The 17,323-nt window shown below is 44.3% G+C and carries 9 protein-coding genes and 2 pseudogenes; 2 read left to right on the top strand and 9 right to left on the bottom strand.

Annotated elements, in window-relative coordinates; translation table 11 throughout:
* Positions 1-65: 65 nt before the first annotated feature.
* The 9 genes and pseudogenes from TZ48_RS16465 to TZ48_RS16425 form a co-directional block, all read right to left on the bottom strand.
* Positions 66-611 carry a cell division protein ZapC gene (locus TZ48_RS16465; protein ID WP_112479953.1) on the bottom strand — a complete coding sequence of 182 codons (546 nt, stop codon included), beginning with the start codon at positions 609-611 and terminating at the stop codon, positions 66-68.
* 164 nt (positions 612-775) lie between these two features.
* Entirely contained in the window at positions 776-1,786 is a 1,011-nt protein-coding gene (pyrD, locus tag TZ48_RS16460; RefSeq protein ID WP_112479952.1) for a quinone-dependent dihydroorotate dehydrogenase, read from the bottom strand.
* Positions 1,787-1,993: 207 nt separating this feature from the next.
* Positions 1,994-6,837 (bottom strand): annotated as a pseudogene (locus TZ48_RS16455) (NAD-glutamate dehydrogenase).
* Positions 6,838-6,994: 157 nt separating this feature from the next.
* Positions 6,995-7,213, bottom strand: a complete 219-nt coding sequence (locus tag TZ48_RS16450; RefSeq protein ID WP_112479983.1) for a DUF2835 domain-containing protein — start codon at positions 7,211-7,213, stop codon at positions 6,995-6,997.
* Positions 7,214-7,308: 95 nt separating this feature from the next.
* Positions 7,309-9,918 (bottom strand): aminopeptidase N, encoded by a 2,610-nt coding sequence (gene pepN, locus TZ48_RS16445; RefSeq protein ID WP_112479951.1) that lies wholly within the window; start codon positions 9,916-9,918, stop codon positions 7,309-7,311.
* Positions 9,919-10,080: 162 nt separating this feature from the next.
* The gene (locus TZ48_RS16440; RefSeq protein WP_420822950.1) at positions 10,081-10,698 is read right to left on the bottom strand and encodes a hypothetical protein; all 618 of its coding nucleotides are present in this window, start codon (positions 10,696-10,698) and stop codon (positions 10,081-10,083) included.
* A gap of 231 nt (positions 10,699-10,929) precedes the next feature.
* A complete protein-coding gene (gene prc, locus TZ48_RS16435) occupies positions 10,930-12,933 on the bottom strand; it encodes a carboxy terminal-processing peptidase (protein ID WP_112479949.1) in 2,004 nt (667 codons plus the stop codon).
* Positions 12,934-12,950: 17 nt separating this feature from the next.
* Complete coding sequence (gene proQ, locus TZ48_RS16430) at positions 12,951-13,580, bottom strand: RNA chaperone ProQ (protein WP_042498768.1); 630 nt, start codon at positions 13,578-13,580, stop codon at positions 12,951-12,953.
* Between the two features lie 98 nt (positions 13,581-13,678).
* Positions 13,679-14,152: a GAF domain-containing protein gene (locus tag TZ48_RS16425; RefSeq protein WP_112479948.1), complete on the bottom strand. Its 474-nt coding sequence runs from the start codon at positions 14,150-14,152 to the stop codon at positions 13,679-13,681.
* Positions 14,153-14,233: 81 nt separating this feature from the next.
* Between TZ48_RS16425 and TZ48_RS16420 the strand changes: the two genes are divergently transcribed.
* Positions 14,234-16,030 carry an ABC transporter ATP-binding protein gene (locus TZ48_RS16420; RefSeq protein ID WP_112479947.1) on the top strand — a complete coding sequence of 599 codons (1,797 nt, stop codon included), beginning with the start codon at positions 14,234-14,236 and terminating at the stop codon, positions 16,028-16,030.
* A 36-nt stretch (positions 16,031-16,066) separates the two neighbouring features.
* Positions 16,067-17,319, top strand: a pseudogene (locus tag TZ48_RS16415) (PqiA/YebS family transporter subunit).
* The last annotated feature ends 4 nt before the right edge of the window (positions 17,320-17,323 follow it).

Genomic DNA, 17,323 nt, shown 5'->3' with positions numbered 1-17,323 from the left:
TTTTTGTTTAAAGCTGCCACTGCTTTTTCTTATAAGGCGCGTTAACGCGCTCTAAATGCCCAGCTCTAACCTACAAGAGCGATAGGCTGGTTTAATGCGATAAACTGCTGTGCACACGTCATACGGTCGTGCATCACTTTAATGCTTTGTCCAAAGGTGACTTGCTTGCTTGCTGTCAAACTGAATGACTCTAAGTCAACTAACGCACACAAACTGGCACTCTCTCCCACTTCCAGAACGATGAAAAAGCCTTCTGAATGTGAGTTTACCAATCTAACCAATTCCCCTTCCTCTGGCTGATAAGAGCCATCTTGATGGTCGAAGAACCAGCTTTTGGGTTGTACTGGTTTATGGAAGCGCTTGGCAGCCACGCAGTACAGCGTTAGCTCCGCTTGTCTAGGCTCAGATAGCCCAAGTACACTAATTTGGTCTTTAAAGGTTTGAAACGCGGATGCGTCATCGACAGTGAAGTTGTTCTGACCCATCGCGCAGTCGACAAGGAGTTTACGGGAAAGATTGGTTTTGAAAACCATATCGTCTCCCAAGTCCAGCATAAGAGAGTCTTCACTCTCGTCCATATACCAGATCCATGTATCGCTGGGTTTAAGCATCGTTCCGTCTCTATATTTAAAGAATAATCAGACTGTTAGGTAAAACGCTTAATTACCTGTTGGTCAGTTGTTACTAATTCTAAAAACGAATAAACAAAAAAAAAGGGGAAAACTATTTTCCCCTTTCTCGATTAAAACCTAGTCACTTTAGTAATTGAAAGCGCTTATAGATTCTTAACGATGTCTTTTACAAGTTTTGGACCGTGATAGATAAAGCCAGAGTAAACCTGAACTAACGAAGCGCCAGCCATTAGCTTCTCTTTTGCAGACACGTATGAGTCGATGCCACCAACACCAATGATTGGAAGCTTACCATCAAGGTTTTTCGCTAGAAGGCGCACTACTTCCGTGCTGCGAGACTGTACTGGACGGCCGCTCAAGCCACCCGCTTCATTAGCGTGCTTCATTCCTTCAACAACAGTACGATCCAATGTGGTATTCGTTGCGATCACACCATCGATTTGGTTTTTGATCAACGAATCGCAAATCTGACTGATTTCGTCGTCACTGAGATCCGGCGCGATCTTTAGCGCAAGTGGTACATATTTACCATATTTTTCAGCCAGTTCCGCCTGCTTCGTTTTCAACTCAGCAAGTAGTTCATCCAAAGCTTCGCCATACTGCAGCGTACGCAGCCCAGGCGTGTTAGGGGATGAAATGTTTACTGCAATGTAACCCGCGTGCTCGTAAACCTTCTCCATACAGATAATGTAGTCTTCGGCACCCTTCTCGATTGGCGTATCTTTATTTTTACCAATGTTAATACCGATGATACCGTCGTACTTGGCTTTCTTAACGTTCTCTACCAGGTTATCAACACCCAAATTATTGAAACCCATACGGTTGATAATGCCTTCCGCTTCTACCAAACGGAACAGACGTGGTTTGTCATTTCCTGGCTGAGGACGTGGAGTTACCGTACCAACTTCAACAAAACCAAAGCCCATTGCGCCGAATGCTTCAATACATTCGCCGTTTTTGTCTAGACCTGCAGCTAGACCGACAGGGTTTTTAAAGGTCAAACCCATGCATTCGACTGGTCGATTTGGTAGTTGTTGGCGATAAGCGAGATCAAGTGGTGTGCCGGTGAAGCGCTTGAAGTTTTGAATAGCGAGATCGTGAGCCTTTTCGGCATCAAGTTGGAAAAAGCCAGCTCTGGCAAGACGGTAAAGCATTGTGCCTCCGATAGAAAACCCGTGTAAACGGGGTGGTATTATTTACTGATTCGTCTCAACATGCAATCAAGATTTGTGTTTATCGGAAAAAAGCAAACGTTTCGCATAAGATTACATCAAATATAGGTTACACCGTCACTTAATTTGTCGCTGGATGTAAAAAAGCGCCCCGAAGAGCGCTTATTTTTATGATATTAGGCAGTTAACCTATAGATTATTTGCACAGTTCAAGTTCAACAAACTGAGTTCGCGCAATGCCACCGAGAACTTAGCGAACTCGTGTACATTCCCCACTTTGAACTCATTGAGAATATTTTCCCATCGTTGAAGGCTATGTGTATTGGTTTCCATCCAGTTATCAAGTGACAGGATCACGTCATCTGAATCTCCCCCACAACCACATCGCAGTACTTGAGCAGTCAACAGACGTTGCTGCCAATCAAGATCTTCACGGAATGCCGCTCTTGCCAATGCTTGCCAGTTGTTATCAACTGCTTGGCCGTTGATTTGATTCAAGAACCAATGCAGTGATAGACGATCGCCTAAGTGGAAGTACAGTTTCGACGCTCGTTCAACATCAAAGCTTGCTTCAGCTGCAATTTCGGCAATATCAACCGCAGAAAGTAAGCTAGACAAACGCGACACATAGTTCGCCAGTTCACTACCTACCCCTTGCTCAACCCAAACTTGAGCTAGTTCATGATGCTCTTCAACTTCTTCGGCCACCAAACATTTCTCAAGAGTTTGCTCTACCTTGATAACGTCTTCACGATAACGAGCAACCAACTCTTCTACCGACTGCTTACCCGGACGGTTACGCAAAATCCAACGAGCCAATCTACGCAGCGTTCTACGAACGATAAACAAAAGTTCATACTGTGCTTCAGAGCTCGCGACATTATCTAACTTTCTGATCTGCTCGAAGGTATAAGCAAAACCGTAGATTTCACGAGACGCCGCGTACGCATTCGCAATGTCGACCACGGTTGCACCTGTTTCTTCTTGCAAGCGAGTCACAAAGTTACAGCCCATCTCGTTAACCATCTGATTTGCAAGCATAGTTGAGATAATTTCTGCACGCAGTGGATGATTTGGCATACTTTCTAAGTAGTTACGGCGTAACTCTGATGGGAAGTATTGGGTCAGTTGTTGCTGATGATATGGGTCATTGGCGATGTCATCGGTCACCAACTCTTCTTTAAGCACCATCTTACCGTAAGCGACCAGAACAGATAGCTCAGGACGCGTCATGCCAATCCCTTGCTTCTCTCGCTCAAGCAGATCTTCATCCGATGGAATGTACTCTAGAGCACGATCCAAATGCCCCGCCTTCTCTAGCGTATGAATAAATCGGATCTGCTCTTTCACCAGAGAGACACCTTGGAATTCTGTCACCGAAATCGATTCAGATTGGCAATAAGCATCATCCAAGACAATCTCGCCAACTTCATCTTCCATAGACTCGAGGATTTGGTTGCGTTGCTTGACCGTTAGATCGCCATTTGAAACAAGACCATTCAAGAAGATCTTAATGTTGACCTCATTATCCGAGCAATCAACACCGCCAACATTATCGACAAAGTCGGTATTCACGCGACCACCAGCCAGAGCGTATTCAATACGACCCAGCTGTGTCATACCTAAGTTACCGCCTTCGCCAACCACTTTAGCTCTTAGCTCGCTACCATTGATGCGCAACACATCATTCGCGCGGTCACCCACATCGGTGTGCGTTTCAGAGCTTGCCTTCACATAAGTACCAATACCACCATTCCATAGTAGATCCACTTCCATGCCCAGAATCATCTTAATAAGATCATTTGGGGCAACAGACGCTTTCTTAGTACCCAGCATTTTTTGGATTTCTGGTGTCAGCGTGATCGATTTGGCACGACGAGCAAAGACACCACCACCTTTAGAGATCAACTTAGGATCGTAGTCTTCCCAACTAGAGCGAGGAAGATCAAACAGTCGCTTACGCTCTTCCCAACTCTTCGCAGAAGACTCCGGATTTGGATCAATAAAGATATGCATGTGGTTAAAGGCAGCTTGTAACTTAATATGCTTAGAAAGCAGCATCCCATTACCGAATACATCCCCTGCCATGTCACCTACACCAATGGCAGTAAAGTCTTGGTTTTGACAATCGATACCCATTTCTCGGAAATGGCGTTTTACCGACTCCCAACCACCTTTTGCAGTAATGCCCATCGCTTTGTGGTCATAACCATTTGAACCACCGGAAGCAAATGCATCGCCTAGCCAGAAATTGTATTCATCTGAGACTGAGTTCGCTAAATCTGAGAAGGTTGCAGTACCTTTGTCAGCAGCAACAACTAAGTATGGGTCGTCCTCATCATGTCTTACTACACTCTTAGGTGGAACGACTTCCCCTTCAATGATGTTGTCCGACACATCCAATAGTGCTCGAATGAATTGTTTATAACAGCGCTGGCCTTCAGCAAAGATTTCATCTCGGCTAGAGAGTTGTGGCTGACGCTTACAAACGAAACCACCTTTTGCACCAACTGGAACAATCACAGTGTTCTTAACTTGTTGCGCTTTCACCAAGCCAAGAATCTCGGTTCGGAAGTCTTCTTGACGGTCTGACCAACGAAGACCACCACGAGCAACCTTACCACCACGAAGGTGCACACCTTCAATATCTGGTGCATACACAAAGATCTCAAATGCCGGCACAGGCGCTGGGATTTCTGGGATGTTCTTAGGCTCAAGCTTAAGTGATAGCCATGGCTTATGCTCACCGGCTTTATCTTTCTGGTAGTAGTTGGTACGAAGTGTCGCTGAAATCATTTCAACGTAACGACGGATAATACGATCGTCATCCAAACTGTCGACTTGATCAAGCTGCTTATTGATTTTCTCAATCACACGCTGCTGACCTTTCTTACTGCCTTTTAGTGACGGCATAAAGCGTTGAGTAAACAGTTCAACCAGATCTTTTGCCAGCTCTGGGTAGTGATTGAGGGTATCTTCGATGTAGTGTTGACTGAATGGGAAACCAACTTGCCGCATGTAACGAGCATAAGCACGAAGAATAGAAACCTCTCGGCCTGTTAGACCGGAACCTAGCACAAGTCGGTTAAAGCCATCGCTTTCAAGATCACCAGACCAAATTGCGGCAAAGGCTTGCTGGAAGCGATCTCTTGCTTCACGAAGATCCACTTCTGCATCGCTCTTATGAAGCATTGAGAAATCTAGGATCCAATAGGTGCCACCGTCGGTTTTAACGATCTCGTAAGGTGATTCGCCGATCACTCGTAGGCCAAGGTTTTCCAGCATCGGCATGACATCAGATAGATGAATTGGCTCATCACGGTGATAAAGCTTAAGACGAACCGCCTTAGAGTTAGCGGACTCTTCTTGTGGGCGGTAGAAAAGCATGCCCAACTTGTTATTTTCATCCAGCGCTTCCAGACGTTCAATGTCTGCTACCGCCGATGTTGGCATCATGTCTTCTTTATATGAACGCGGGAATGCTTTTGAATACACCTTAGAGAGCGGCAAACCTTTACTTTCACCAAAGTTAGCAACGATCGCATCAGACAAACGGTCATCCCAAGACGCGGATACCTCCATTAGGTTTCGTTCAATCGCCTTCACATCTACATCCATGTTGTTGTTATCTACCTAACGATATAGTGGGTTCTTGCCAGAGGGCTTTCTGAGAAATAAGTCGTAAATTCAACCTCTTGCTCAATACCAAAATAGTTTTTCAGGATCCGTTGAGTATCTTTTCTAAGCTGGGTGTTGTAACGATCTTTACTTACGTAAACCATGCAGCTGAAAAAGCGCCCAAACGGATCTTTGCGCACAAACAACCGGATCAAATCACGATCCTGCATTTGCACCACACCCATACCAATCTCGAGAAGCTCTTCTTCTTTTGCTTGAAGCAGCTCATCGCGTGGGTAGTTTTCAAGAATATTTCTCAGTGCTTTGTATGAGTACGAACCATCTCGATAGCCACTTGCCGATAAAATACGTTCTACTTTTTCGCGGATAAGTGGAATGGTTGAAACGCTTTGGTTATACACGGCAGAGGTATAAAGACCAGTAAATCGATGTTCGCCAATAACCTTGCCGTTGGCGTCGAATTTTTTAATCCCTACGTAGTCGGTATAAGCAGGTCTATGAATTCGGCTTGCTTTATTACCTTTTGTCAGGATAAGTAGAAACGGCTTTTTCGCTTCAAGACGCGCCGAGTCGGAGAACTCAGAAATCTTCACCGAGCGAACACGATCTGCTTTCGAGAACAAACCAAGACCTGGTTCGTCGGTTGGTTTTAATACCGAATCACCCTCTTCACTAATCAGGTCAAATTCTTTGTATCCCATGAATGTGAAGTTGTGATCACCCAACCACTCTAAGTATGCAATCGTCTCATCAAAACGATCCGCTTCTAATGGAAGTTTACTTTTGTTTTTTACAAGGTCTTTAGTAATTTGCTTGAGCTTATTCGACATTGACTCCCATTCGTTGACCACCAAACTGGTGTCTTCAAAAATAGAAATCAGTTCATCTTTAAGCGCCGTCATTTCTGATTTTTCACTCAGTCTATCTACCTCGATATGGAAGACTGATTGAAGATGCCCTTTCCCTTCATTGACCGAAGTAATTTGGCCTTGGTCATTTCTCTCAAACTGAGTCGGACCATGCAGCATAATGTGACAAGTGAGATCGACACGATTGAGTGCCATTTTTACAGAATCGACTAAGAATGGAGAATCTGGCACCGCTATTTCAACGATTGTATGGGTAGACTGCCAACCGTGACGACTTACTGTCGGGTTGAATACTCGAACTGAAATCTCGTCATACTTTTTCTCATTGAGATGATGCCAAAGGCTGACAGCAGCACCATACAAGTCTGACTCGTTTCTCTGTAGCAAATCGTCAGGGGAAACGTTGCTAAAAATGTGTTTGGCAAGTTTAGTCACTAACGGCTGATTGACGCCTTCTAACTTAGATTCAATCAGTTGATAAACTTTCTCCAGTAGAACCGGAACAACGGGTTCGCGCGTGGTCATAATAACGCTCCACTTTTTTGTTTTTATGAGGGATGTAGGCTTGTCTTTATTGTAAAAGTTTTATTGAGAAAGGGTTAATGAAAAATGTGGGATGTGACAGGGAAATGTTTGATTGTGTGACTGATGCACTTATTCATATCACTAGTAATGACGGGAGTTACAGTGATTCTAACCGTAAAAACTTGTTGTTTTGGTCAGTTGTTAACCTGAAGCGCCCTTTTAGACCTAATTGTGTTAAAAATGGACGAAATCGTGTCGCTGGCAGCTGTAATCTCAATCCTTGATCGGTATAAACCAAAACACTGGATGCATGACCAGTATAGTGTGTGAGGTACTGTTGATAGCTAATATTTAGAGTGAAATAGTAGTGTTTCATGACGCGGCGATAGGTTGGTGAGTAAAAATCGATCGATTTATCTAAAATGAAGAAAATACCCATACCTGTATAAAAATACAGGTATGGGTTAAACATTAAGATTCTAGCGCTTTCGTGACTTTTTCAAACAAGTCTTTAGCTAGGTTATCGAGGCCTTTCAACTTCTTGAGCTCCTGCTTGATCAATGTTTGACGTTCACTATCGTATTTCTTCAGTTTTAGAAGTGGGTCGATTAAACGCGAAGCCACTTGTGGGTTAGACTCATTAAGTTGCGTTAAGATCTCACCAGCAAATTGATAGCCTTTACCCGATTTATCATGGAAGCGGCGTGGGTTCATGTTTAGGAATGAACCAATCAAGCTACGAGTTCGGTTAGGATTACTTAAGCTAAATGCATTGTGTGACATACAAGCTTTGACATTTTCCAGCGCATCTTCCGACGGATTCGCACCTTGCAAGGCAAACCACTTATCCATAACCAAACCATCGTGACTCCATTTTTCACTGTAGTCAGACATGATTTCTTCACGGAATGTCAGTGACGCACTGTTTGCAGCGCTCATTGCAGCAATGGTGTCGGTCATGTTGTTCGCCAATTGGTATTGCTCTTTTGCAAGATGTGCGAACTCAGGAACATTCACCAAGTATTGAAGACACAGATTTCGCAACGAACGCTTACCAATTGCCGCGTGCTCGATGGTGTAATCCGCTTGAGCAAGAGTATGGTAAAGCGCAGACATTTCATCTTGAAGTGCCGATGCTAAAGCAAGTTTGATCCCTTTCAGTACATCACACACGGCATCAACATCTACTGTTTCATACCAACCCGCTACTTCATTGAAGCTCGGTAACGATAATGCTTCAGCAATAAAGGCCGGCTCAAGTTCGCTATTTAGTACTACGCCTCGGAAGGCATCGACAACCAACTCAGGAAGTTCAACTTTCGAGCCTTTTTGCACCGCTTCTACATTTAACTTAATGTATTTCGCCAGCAACATTTGACCCGCGTCCCACTTGGCAAAATCATTGCGAGCGTGAACCATCAAGAAAGCCAACTGTTCATCACTGTACTCAAAGTTCAAACGCACTGGTGCCGAGAACTCTCTAAGCATTGAAGGAATCGGTTTGCTTGCGACGTTCTCGAACACAAAGCTTTGCTCAGATTCGGTAATATTTAGCACATTGCCGCAACGCTCTCCGTTACGTTGTAACTCAAAAACTTTTCCTTGCTCATCATACAGTTCTACGTCAAATGGAATGTGTAGCGCCTGCTTTTCTGCCTGATCTTGTGTCGCTGGTGTTGCCTGCTTCACAGTGAGGGTGTAAGTTTGCGCAGCTTCATCATATTGCTCTGTAACAGACAACGTTGGTGTGCCCGACTGGCTATACCATAAACGGAACTGCTTAAGGTCGATACCTGATGCATCTTCCATCGCTGCGACAAAATCTTCACAGGTTGCTGCCGTTCCATCATGGCGTTCAAAGTAAAGCTTCATACCCGCTTGGAATTTATCTTCACCCAATAAGGTGTGCATCATTCGAATAACTTCACTGCCCTTTTCGTAAACCGTTAAAGTGTAGAAGTTATTCATTTCGATTACTTTCTCTGGACGAATTGGGTGTGACATTGGGCTTGCATCTTCAGCAAACTGAGGGCCACGAATAATACGCACATTGTTGATACGATTCACTGAACGTGAACCCAAATCAGATGAGAACTCTTGATCGCGGAATACGGTCAAGCCTTCCTTTAAGCTGAGTTGGAACCAATCACGACAAGTTACTCGGTTACCGGTCCAGTTATGGAAATATTCGTGACCGATTACTGCTTCGATACCAAGGTAATCGGTATCCGTCGCCGTTTGGTCATTGGCTAGAACAAACTTAGAGTTAAAGACGTTAAGGCCTTTGTTTTCCATTGCGCCCATGTTGAAGAAGTCGACGGCAACGATCATGTAGATATCAAGATCGTATTCCAAACCAAAACGCTCTTCATCCCACTTCATAGAATTAATTAGCGAGACCATGGCATGGTTGGCGCGGTCTAAATTGCCCTTATCAACAAAAATCTCCAGTGCGACATCGCGACCAGAGCGCGTGGTGTATTTGTCACGTAGCACGTCAAAGTCACCCGCGACCAATGCAAACAGGTAAGATGGCTTCGGATGTGGGTCTTCCCACGTCACGAAATGTTTGCCGCCTTCTAACTCACCTTCCGCGATCTTATTACCATTGCTTAATAGGTATGAGAAGTTTGCTTTGTCTGCGATCACTTTCGTCGTGTATTTCGCCAACACATCAGGTCTGTCGAGGAAATAGGTGATACGGCGGAAACCTTCTGCCTCACATTGAGTACAATAAGCGCCGTCTGAAATATACAAACCTTCCAGCGCAGTGTTCGTTGAAGGCGAAATAATATTTTCAATCGTCAGTTCAAACTCTGTCGGTAGGTTGCTAATCGCCAATCCTGTGTCGGTCTTGGCATAATCTTGCCAAACTTGTCCGTTAACACTGATTTGTACTAACTCGATACCTTCGCCGTCTAGCATCAAAGTTGTTTCATTGGCCATCTGTTTTACTTGAGAGATAGCGGTGACACGCGTTTGAGTTTCGTGAAGTTCGAACGTGAGGTTTACATCTGTGATAGTGTGCGAAGGTGATTGATAATCACTTCGGTATTTGGCTTTAGGTGCTGACTCCGTCATCCTTTAGTCCTTGTCTTTATTATTTGTTAGCAGAATATTGAAATATTGCTGAATCGCGTCGATTATACTCCTACAGACAAAGGTTTGCAGACAATGTTTGCAAACCAAGACACAAAAAAAGCGCCAACGTGAGTTGACGCTCAAATGTTTTATAAACTTTTGTTAACGAATACGGTTTAACACCGCAAACATGTCACCATCTTCAACTTCTAGAGTGAGTTCATCCTGGTCTAGTGTGTAAGTGGCATCGTGCTCACCATCTTGGTATAGAAGTACGATATGATCATCTTCGGTGTAGTAAACGCCACTGTGGATTGCTTCGCTACCCTCGCTTGAACTGACACGAAAAGTAAACACGAAATCCGGCTGTAAAATCAAGTCCATGCGAGTAATATCGTGAGCGTGTTTGTCATCACCCGAGACACTCACTGATGACCAAATTCCAGCAAGCGAGTTAGAAAGCGCTTTGGTAAAAACAACCCCATTGAGGTTGAGCATGTTATGATTGCCACTGTAACTGTAGACTTGTGGCTCATCGGAGTTTAAGCCAAGAATAATGGTATCGTCATTGGCAGTGAACAAACCTTCCCAATGTTCGATGCTGTAATCTTGCTTTTGAATATCAATGCTGAACGAGTAGTTAGATTGAAGTGTAAGTTTGATAGCCAGAAAAGCATCCGGTGATTCACCGGGACTTGGATTGACCAAATACCAATCTCCAAGCAAAAACGGCTGATCAAATTGTGTTAAATCATTATTATCTTTGCGCGTTTCCGACATTACCCCAAACGAAAAAACACACAGAATTAGCGTAATCCATCTCATATGTATCCCCCTCACCATTACTTAAAGCTTAGGAGGCTTAGTACGAGATTGCTAAGTTTTTTGATCTAAATCACGGTTTTTAATTTTATGTATCAGAACTGAGGCAGCTTTCATACCGGTGAAAAAAAACGAGCGTTGCCGCTCGTTTCTATTAATCACAGTTCTTAGTAGTAACAGAGTTAAAGCTTACGCTTTGCTGTTAACAAGGTCGACAGTGATTGCTACTGCCTCATCCAAGTAAGCGTCTGGCACTTCGTAATCTTTTGGAATGTCATCCAACGTCGCATAAGGTTTTTCACCTGCCGCTTTCTGGCGTTGGTTAACTCGTTCCAAACGACGAACGTCTGCTTCATCACTTTCTTGCTTGCGTGCTGCTTCACTTAGAGACAACGTCTTATCGTCTTTTTCCGCTTTGTATTTGGCAATGTCCTCAGCAATAAAGCCGAATTCCATATCCGTAGCAATGCGTTTTTCGTGTGAAGCAGTCAGTGCAGCGATCACTTCATCGTTACGTTGTAACTGAGTGTATTTCGCTTTGTCGATGCTATCCCAAGGTAGAGCATTGTCTTCAACACTCTCTCCTGTTTCAGCAGGGTCAACCGCCGTCGGGAAAGCTATATCGGGCACGACACCACGGTTTTGAGTACTGCCACCATCGATACGATAGAACTTCTGGATAGTGTATTGAACATAACCAAGCTCTTTGTCGAACAAATCATAGATATGATTTAGCGAACGGTGTTGCTGGACCGTACCTTTACCAAATGAGTTCTCACCCAAGACAATGGCTCGCCCATAATCTTGCAATGCAGCTGCAAAGATTTCAGAAGCTGAAGCACTGTAGCGATTAACCAGAACAGTCATCGGGCCTTGATAACTGATCTTGCCATCAGTATCACTATTCACGTTCACGCGCCCGTAACTATCGCGAACTTGTACTACTGGACCACTTTCAATGAACAGACCTGATAGTGCAGTCGCTTCTGTTAAGGCGCCACCACCGTTGTTTCTAAGATCAACGATAATACCATCAACGCCTTTTTCTTTAAGCTCAGTAATCAGCTTGTCAGTATCTTTTGAAAGCCCAACATAGAAGCTAGGTACTTCAAGTACACCTATTTTCTTACCGTCTTTCTCAACGACTTCTGACTTAACTGCGCGATCTTCAAGACGAATCTTGTCACGAACAATCTCTACCACTGATGCTTTGGCATCTTTGCCCTCTGGAAGAATTTGCAGTTTAACCTTAGTGCCTTTTGGCCCCTTAATTAATTGCACGACATCATCCAAGCGCCAACCGATAACATCAACAATGTCTTCACCATCTTGTCCGACACCGATGATTCGGTCACCCTCTCCAAGCTGCTTGCTTTTCGATGCTGGGCCACCAGCGACTAAAGAGCGAATAACGGTATAGTCATCCGTCAGTTGCAACACTGCACCAATTCCTTCAAGAGAGAGATTCATCTCTGACTGGAACTGCTCAGCAGAACGCGGTGACAGGTAACTAGTATGAGGATCAACTTCACGCGCGAAGGCGTTCATGTAAATCTGAAACGCATCTTCGTTATGTGATTGGGTAAGGCGTTTAATCGCATTGTTATAACGCTTGCCCAATGTCTCTTTGATTTCGTCCCAATTTTTACCCGCGAGTTTGAGGTTCAAGGCATCATATTTGACGCGCTTACGCCATAACTCATCAAGCTCTGCTTCATCTTTTGGCCAGGCAGCCTCTGAACGATCAAGCGTGATTGCCTCATCAACGTCAAACTTCATCTCTTTGTCTAATAAAGACAGTGCGTAGACAAAGCGATCGTAGCGTTTCTGCATTGAGAGATTGTAAACATCAAACGCAATCTGGTTATTGCCCGCTTTTAGTTGATCATCGAGCTGAGTTGACCATGCGTCGAACTTGTCAATGTCAGATTGGGTAAAAATGTTGCGGTTGTAGTCGAGCATTTCCAAATAGCGAGCAAATATCGCCTTTGAAAATTCATCGTCTAAAGTGAAATGCTTGTAGTGAGAACGAGTGAATCGAGATGTCACGCGTTTACTGGCGGTCTCATGCTGAGCTTCTGGAGCTAAAGTAGGAATTTTTGATTTCTCGTACTTTGCTTCAATGGCTTGAGCCGAAGATGCTGCTAGCCAAAGGCTAGCAGCGATTAAAGATACTTTTGAACGGCACTTCATGCGTAGGAATTTCTCCTTTATGCGCGCAGGTGCTCCGCTTTAACAACCATTTGTAGGCCATTTACTAGCTGAACGCGCACATCTTCCTTATTGATTTCAACAATGGTCGCAGCCATGTTCCCTTTGCCCATGTTTACGTTTACTTGCTTACCGATGATCATCTCATCTGCATTCAAAGCGCGCGTTTCAACTGGCTTACTTACTTTCGCTGTTTTCTTTGTAGTCTGTGGCTTACGTGCACCTTGAGGCTTTTTAGCCTTAGGTTTTGCTTTACCTTCTTCACGAGCTTTTTGAGCTTGTTCTTTACGACGCGCAGCTACTTTTGCTTTGCTTTCTGCAAGCGTCGCTTTTGCGTGCTCTACGTGCTCTTCTTCTAATACACCACAATCATTACCATCAAGGTCAACACGCACTGCACCAGGTTTAACACCGTGTAGGTAACGCCAAGAAGAAGTGTATTGTCTTAACGCTGCACGTAGCTGAGTCTTGCTTACTTTCTCGTCATCTTTTAGACGCTCAGCAAGATCTTGAAAGATACCAATTTTAAGTGGTTTCGCTTCACCTTCTACAGTAAAGCATTTAGGGAAACATTCAGCAATATACGCGATAATTTCTTTGCTGTTCTTCAACTTCTCAGTGTTTTCCATGTGGGTTCCTGGTTAATGCGGTTATCCGCGAAGCATTAAGAAAAATATTCTTGGTATTATAGTGACCTGCAATAGAAAAACCACAGGCAAATGTGATTTTAGCCCACGTTTGTATGGGAATTAAGCACCTTTTGTATGGAATCCATGAACTTGGTTAATCCCTCTTCATCAATTTCGTTGAATCGACCAATACTTGGGCTATCAATGTCCAGTACCCCGGCAATCTCACCATTGATAGAAAACGGAATGACGATCTCAGAATTGCTCGCAGCGTCACACGCAATATGACCTTCAAATGCATGAACATCGTATACACGTTGTACTGTGTTGGTTGCAGCTGCAGTGCCACAAACACCTCGGCCTACAGGAATTCGAACACAAGCCGGCTTCCCTTGGAATGGACCAAGCACGAGTTCGCCTTGTTTCATCAAATAAAAGCCAGCCCAGTTAAGGTCTTCTAACTCCATGAATAGAAGTGCACTAATATTAGAAAGGTTAGCGATGAAGTCGGTTTCTGATTCGATGAGCGCAACCGCCTGTTTTGTAAGACGCTCATAGTTGTCTAAATTCATGATATTTCCATTAATAGCTTTTAAATTCCAACGATAAACGTACAATGCCAGCAAACAGTAATAGGAACCATTCTCAAAAGCATGCCGAATACCAAAGACACTATTAGCCGTTCCTGGTTGATAACTCAAGTAAAAAATCACAAGCCACGCTTGATCGTTGCTAACCTCATCGCGATTATCGCTACGCTGATTAGCGTCCCTATTCCGTTATTGATGCCTTTAATGGTTGATGAAGTTCTCTTAGACCAACCTGCAAGCGGCCTTGCCATAATGAACACTTTTATGCTCGATAGCTGGCAAACCCCTATCGGTTACATCGCTATGACTTTAGTGCTGGTGGTTCTCATGCGCACAATCAGCCAAGGTTTAAACATCCTGCAAGGACGTCAATTCACCTTAGTGTCTAAGACCATTACCTATCAAATCCGCTGCAAAATGATCGACAAGCTCGGACGAATTAGCATTGCTCAGTACGAAACTCGTGGCAGCGGTGGTATTAACGCTCATCTTATTACCGATATCGAAACCATCGATCAGTTCATCGGCTCTACACTGAGTAAGTTCATCATTAGTTTCCTCACTGTGATCGGCACCGCTATTGTGCTGCTGTGGTTAGACTGGCGCCTGGGCTTGTTTATTTTGTTGGTTAACCCTGTGGTGGTTTACTTCTCAAAGAAACTGGGCGGCATGGTTAAACATCTTAAAAAGCGAGAGAACCATGCGTTTGAGACATTCCAGAATCGGTTAGTCGAAACACTCGATGGCATCTATCAGTTACGTGCGGCCAATCGAGAGCGTGACTTTCTAAATCAACTAAAAGAGCATGCCAATGAAGTGAGATCCAATGCCGACAAATATGCCTGGCAGTCCGAAGCCGCTGGTCGACTCTCTTTTTTGCTGTTCCTTATAGGTTTTGAGCTGTTTAGAGCCGTCGCTATGGTCATGGTTCTGTTTAGTGATTTGACCATCGGACAAATTTTTGCCGTGTTTGGTTACTTGTGGTTTATGTTAGGCCCCGTTCAAGAGCTACTGAGCATTCAGTTTTCTTGGTATAGCGCGAAAGCTGCACTTAACCGCATCAATAGCCTGCTCGACCTCGATGAAGAGCCACAAATTGTCAGCAAAGTTAATCCGTTTACCGACAACACCCAAGTTGATGTCGCGATTGAAAACGTGGTGTTCTCCTATAACTCAGACAAAGATGTCCTCAACCGGTTAAGTTTGAACATACCTGCTGGAAAGAAAGTTGCGCTCGTTGGAGCCAGTGGTGGCGGCAAGTCAACACTCATCCAGTTACTTATTGGCGTGTATAAGCAAAACCAAGGCATTATTAAATTCAATGGAGTTGACACTGATGACATAGGTTTTGACATTATTAGAGACAAAATTGCTGTTGTTTTACAGCAACCTATACTCTTTAATGACAGCTTAAGGCATAATTTGACTCTTGGAAAAGAGTACGATGACTTCTCTATTTGGAATGCGCTGAAAGTAGCGCAGCTCCAAGATGTCACAGATCAGCTTGTTGATGGGCTAGAAACTCAAATTGGCAAAAATGGCATTCGGCTGTCAGGTGGCCAAAGACAGCGCTTGGCAATCGCTCGTATGATTCTAAGCGATCCGCAATTTGTGATTTTGGATGAAGCGACATCGGCGCTCGATACAGCAACAGAGGCCGCCCTACACACTGCACTTGGTGAGTTTTTAAAAAATCGTACAACACTTATTGTTGCGCACAGACTCTCTGCAGTGAAACAAGCCGACCTCATCTATGTACTCGAAGATGGTCAGGTAACACAATCAGGAACCCATATTGAATTGGTTGAAAAAGAAGGTCTGTACCAGACCCTGTACGGCACAGTGCAGTCAGCAAGCTAACGTTACCCATACATCACCTAGGCGACAAGACTGGTGATGATGAAAAGCTGTGCCCACTCATCACCGGCTTCGCAAGTTCGTCTCTGTGAGAACTGTGAATTACCTGTCGACACCATTCCTCTGCAACCTGGACAAACTGCCGATTGTCCTCGCTGCGGTACCACAGTGTACCGCAGCGAACACGCATCACTGAACGGCAATCTGGCACTGGCTATCACCTGCCTGCTGCTGTTTATTCCCTCTTATTATTTCGATTTTATTACGATTCGCTTGGTCGGAGTCAATATCGAGGGCACGTTAATGGAAGGCTTCCACGCTCTCGTTAAGGAAGGCTATCTCGGTCTAGCGCTACTCACCCTGTTTTGTCACACTATTGCACCACTAGCGATGTGTTTTTCAATTTTAAGCGCTCATTTTTCACTAAAACATCGCTGGTTTGTGCCGTTAAAGTGGTCACTGTTCATTCTCGACCACAGTCGCCATTGGGTGATGTTGGATGTATTTCTCATTAGTGTGGCGATATCCTGTTTCAAACTGCAAGACTATTCAGACATCTTCGTTGGTAATGCCCTCTATAGTTTGGTTATCTTGCAAGTCATCACTATTCTGATTATCAACCGCGTCAGCACTCGCCGCTATTGGGAGTTATGGCACCCGGAAAGTCGCTTAGCGATTACCGAGAAACGTATTCACTGTCACAGTTGCCACCTATCGCAGCAAGAAAGCACCGCATGTATTCGCTGTGGTAGCGCCCTGCACCACCGCAAGCCCAAGTCGATGCAGAAAACTTGGGCACTGCTTATTGCGGCAACCATTGCGATATTCCCTGCAAACTTGATCCCCATCTCGATTCTCATTACCAATGGTCAACTATTGGAAGATACGATCTTCTCTGGTGTGGCATCATTAATTAACAACGACATGTTGGGCATCGCATCATTATTTTTGTTGCCAGTATCGTAGTACCCGTCGCGAAGATTGTGGGACTGGCATACCTTCTTATTTGTATTCAATTCAATATGGTCAAAAATCATCGTCATGCGCTGATGATTTATCGAGCCATCAAATGGATTGGTAAATGGTCGATGACCGACTTGTTCGTCATCGCCATCATGTTAACACTAGTGGATCGCGGACAAATCCTGAACTTCACTCCAGGTTTTGGCGCGGTTGCATTCGGAATTGTGGTGGTCTTAACTATGTTGGCCGCCGAATCTATAGACCCGCGATTGTTATGGGACAAGCATGCGTCCAAAATTCAATCTGAGTCAGACAACACTGTTGAGTAGTAGC

The organism is Vibrio variabilis (assembly GCF_003263785.1).
GTDB classification, from domain to species: domain Bacteria; phylum Pseudomonadota; class Gammaproteobacteria; order Enterobacterales; family Vibrionaceae; genus Vibrio; species Vibrio variabilis.
The sequence above is the reverse complement of the archived record's forward strand: the minus strand, read 5'-3'. Positions and strand labels throughout refer to the sequence as shown.

Bases quoted from the DNA above. Each gene is read 5' to 3' on its own strand.
- TZ48_RS16465 (WP_112479953.1), bottom strand. From the start codon at position 611: ATGCTTAAACCCAGCGATACATGGATCTGGTATATGGACGAGAGTGAA.
- pyrD (WP_112479952.1), bottom strand. From the start codon at position 1,786: ATGCTTTACCGTCTTGCCAGAGCTGGCTTTTTCCAACTTGATGCCGAA.
- TZ48_RS16450 (WP_112479983.1), bottom strand. From the start codon at position 7,213: ATGAAACACTACTATTTCACTCTAAATATTAGCTATCAACAGTACCTC.
- pepN (WP_112479951.1), bottom strand. From the start codon at position 9,918: ATGACGGAGTCAGCACCTAAAGCCAAATACCGAAGTGATTATCAATCA.
- TZ48_RS16440 (WP_420822950.1), bottom strand. From the start codon at position 10,698: ATGTCGGAAACGCGCAAAGATAATAATGATTTAACACAATTTGATCAG.
- prc (WP_112479949.1), bottom strand. From the start codon at position 12,933: ATGAAGTGCCGTTCAAAAGTATCTTTAATCGCTGCTAGCCTTTGGCTA.
- proQ (WP_042498768.1), bottom strand. From the start codon at position 13,580: ATGGAAAACACTGAGAAGTTGAAGAACAGCAAAGAAATTATCGCGTAT.
- TZ48_RS16425 (WP_112479948.1), bottom strand. From the start codon at position 14,152: ATGAATTTAGACAACTATGAGCGTCTTACAAAACAGGCGGTTGCGCTC.
- TZ48_RS16420 (WP_112479947.1), top strand. From the start codon at position 14,234: ATGCCGAATACCAAAGACACTATTAGCCGTTCCTGGTTGATAACTCAA.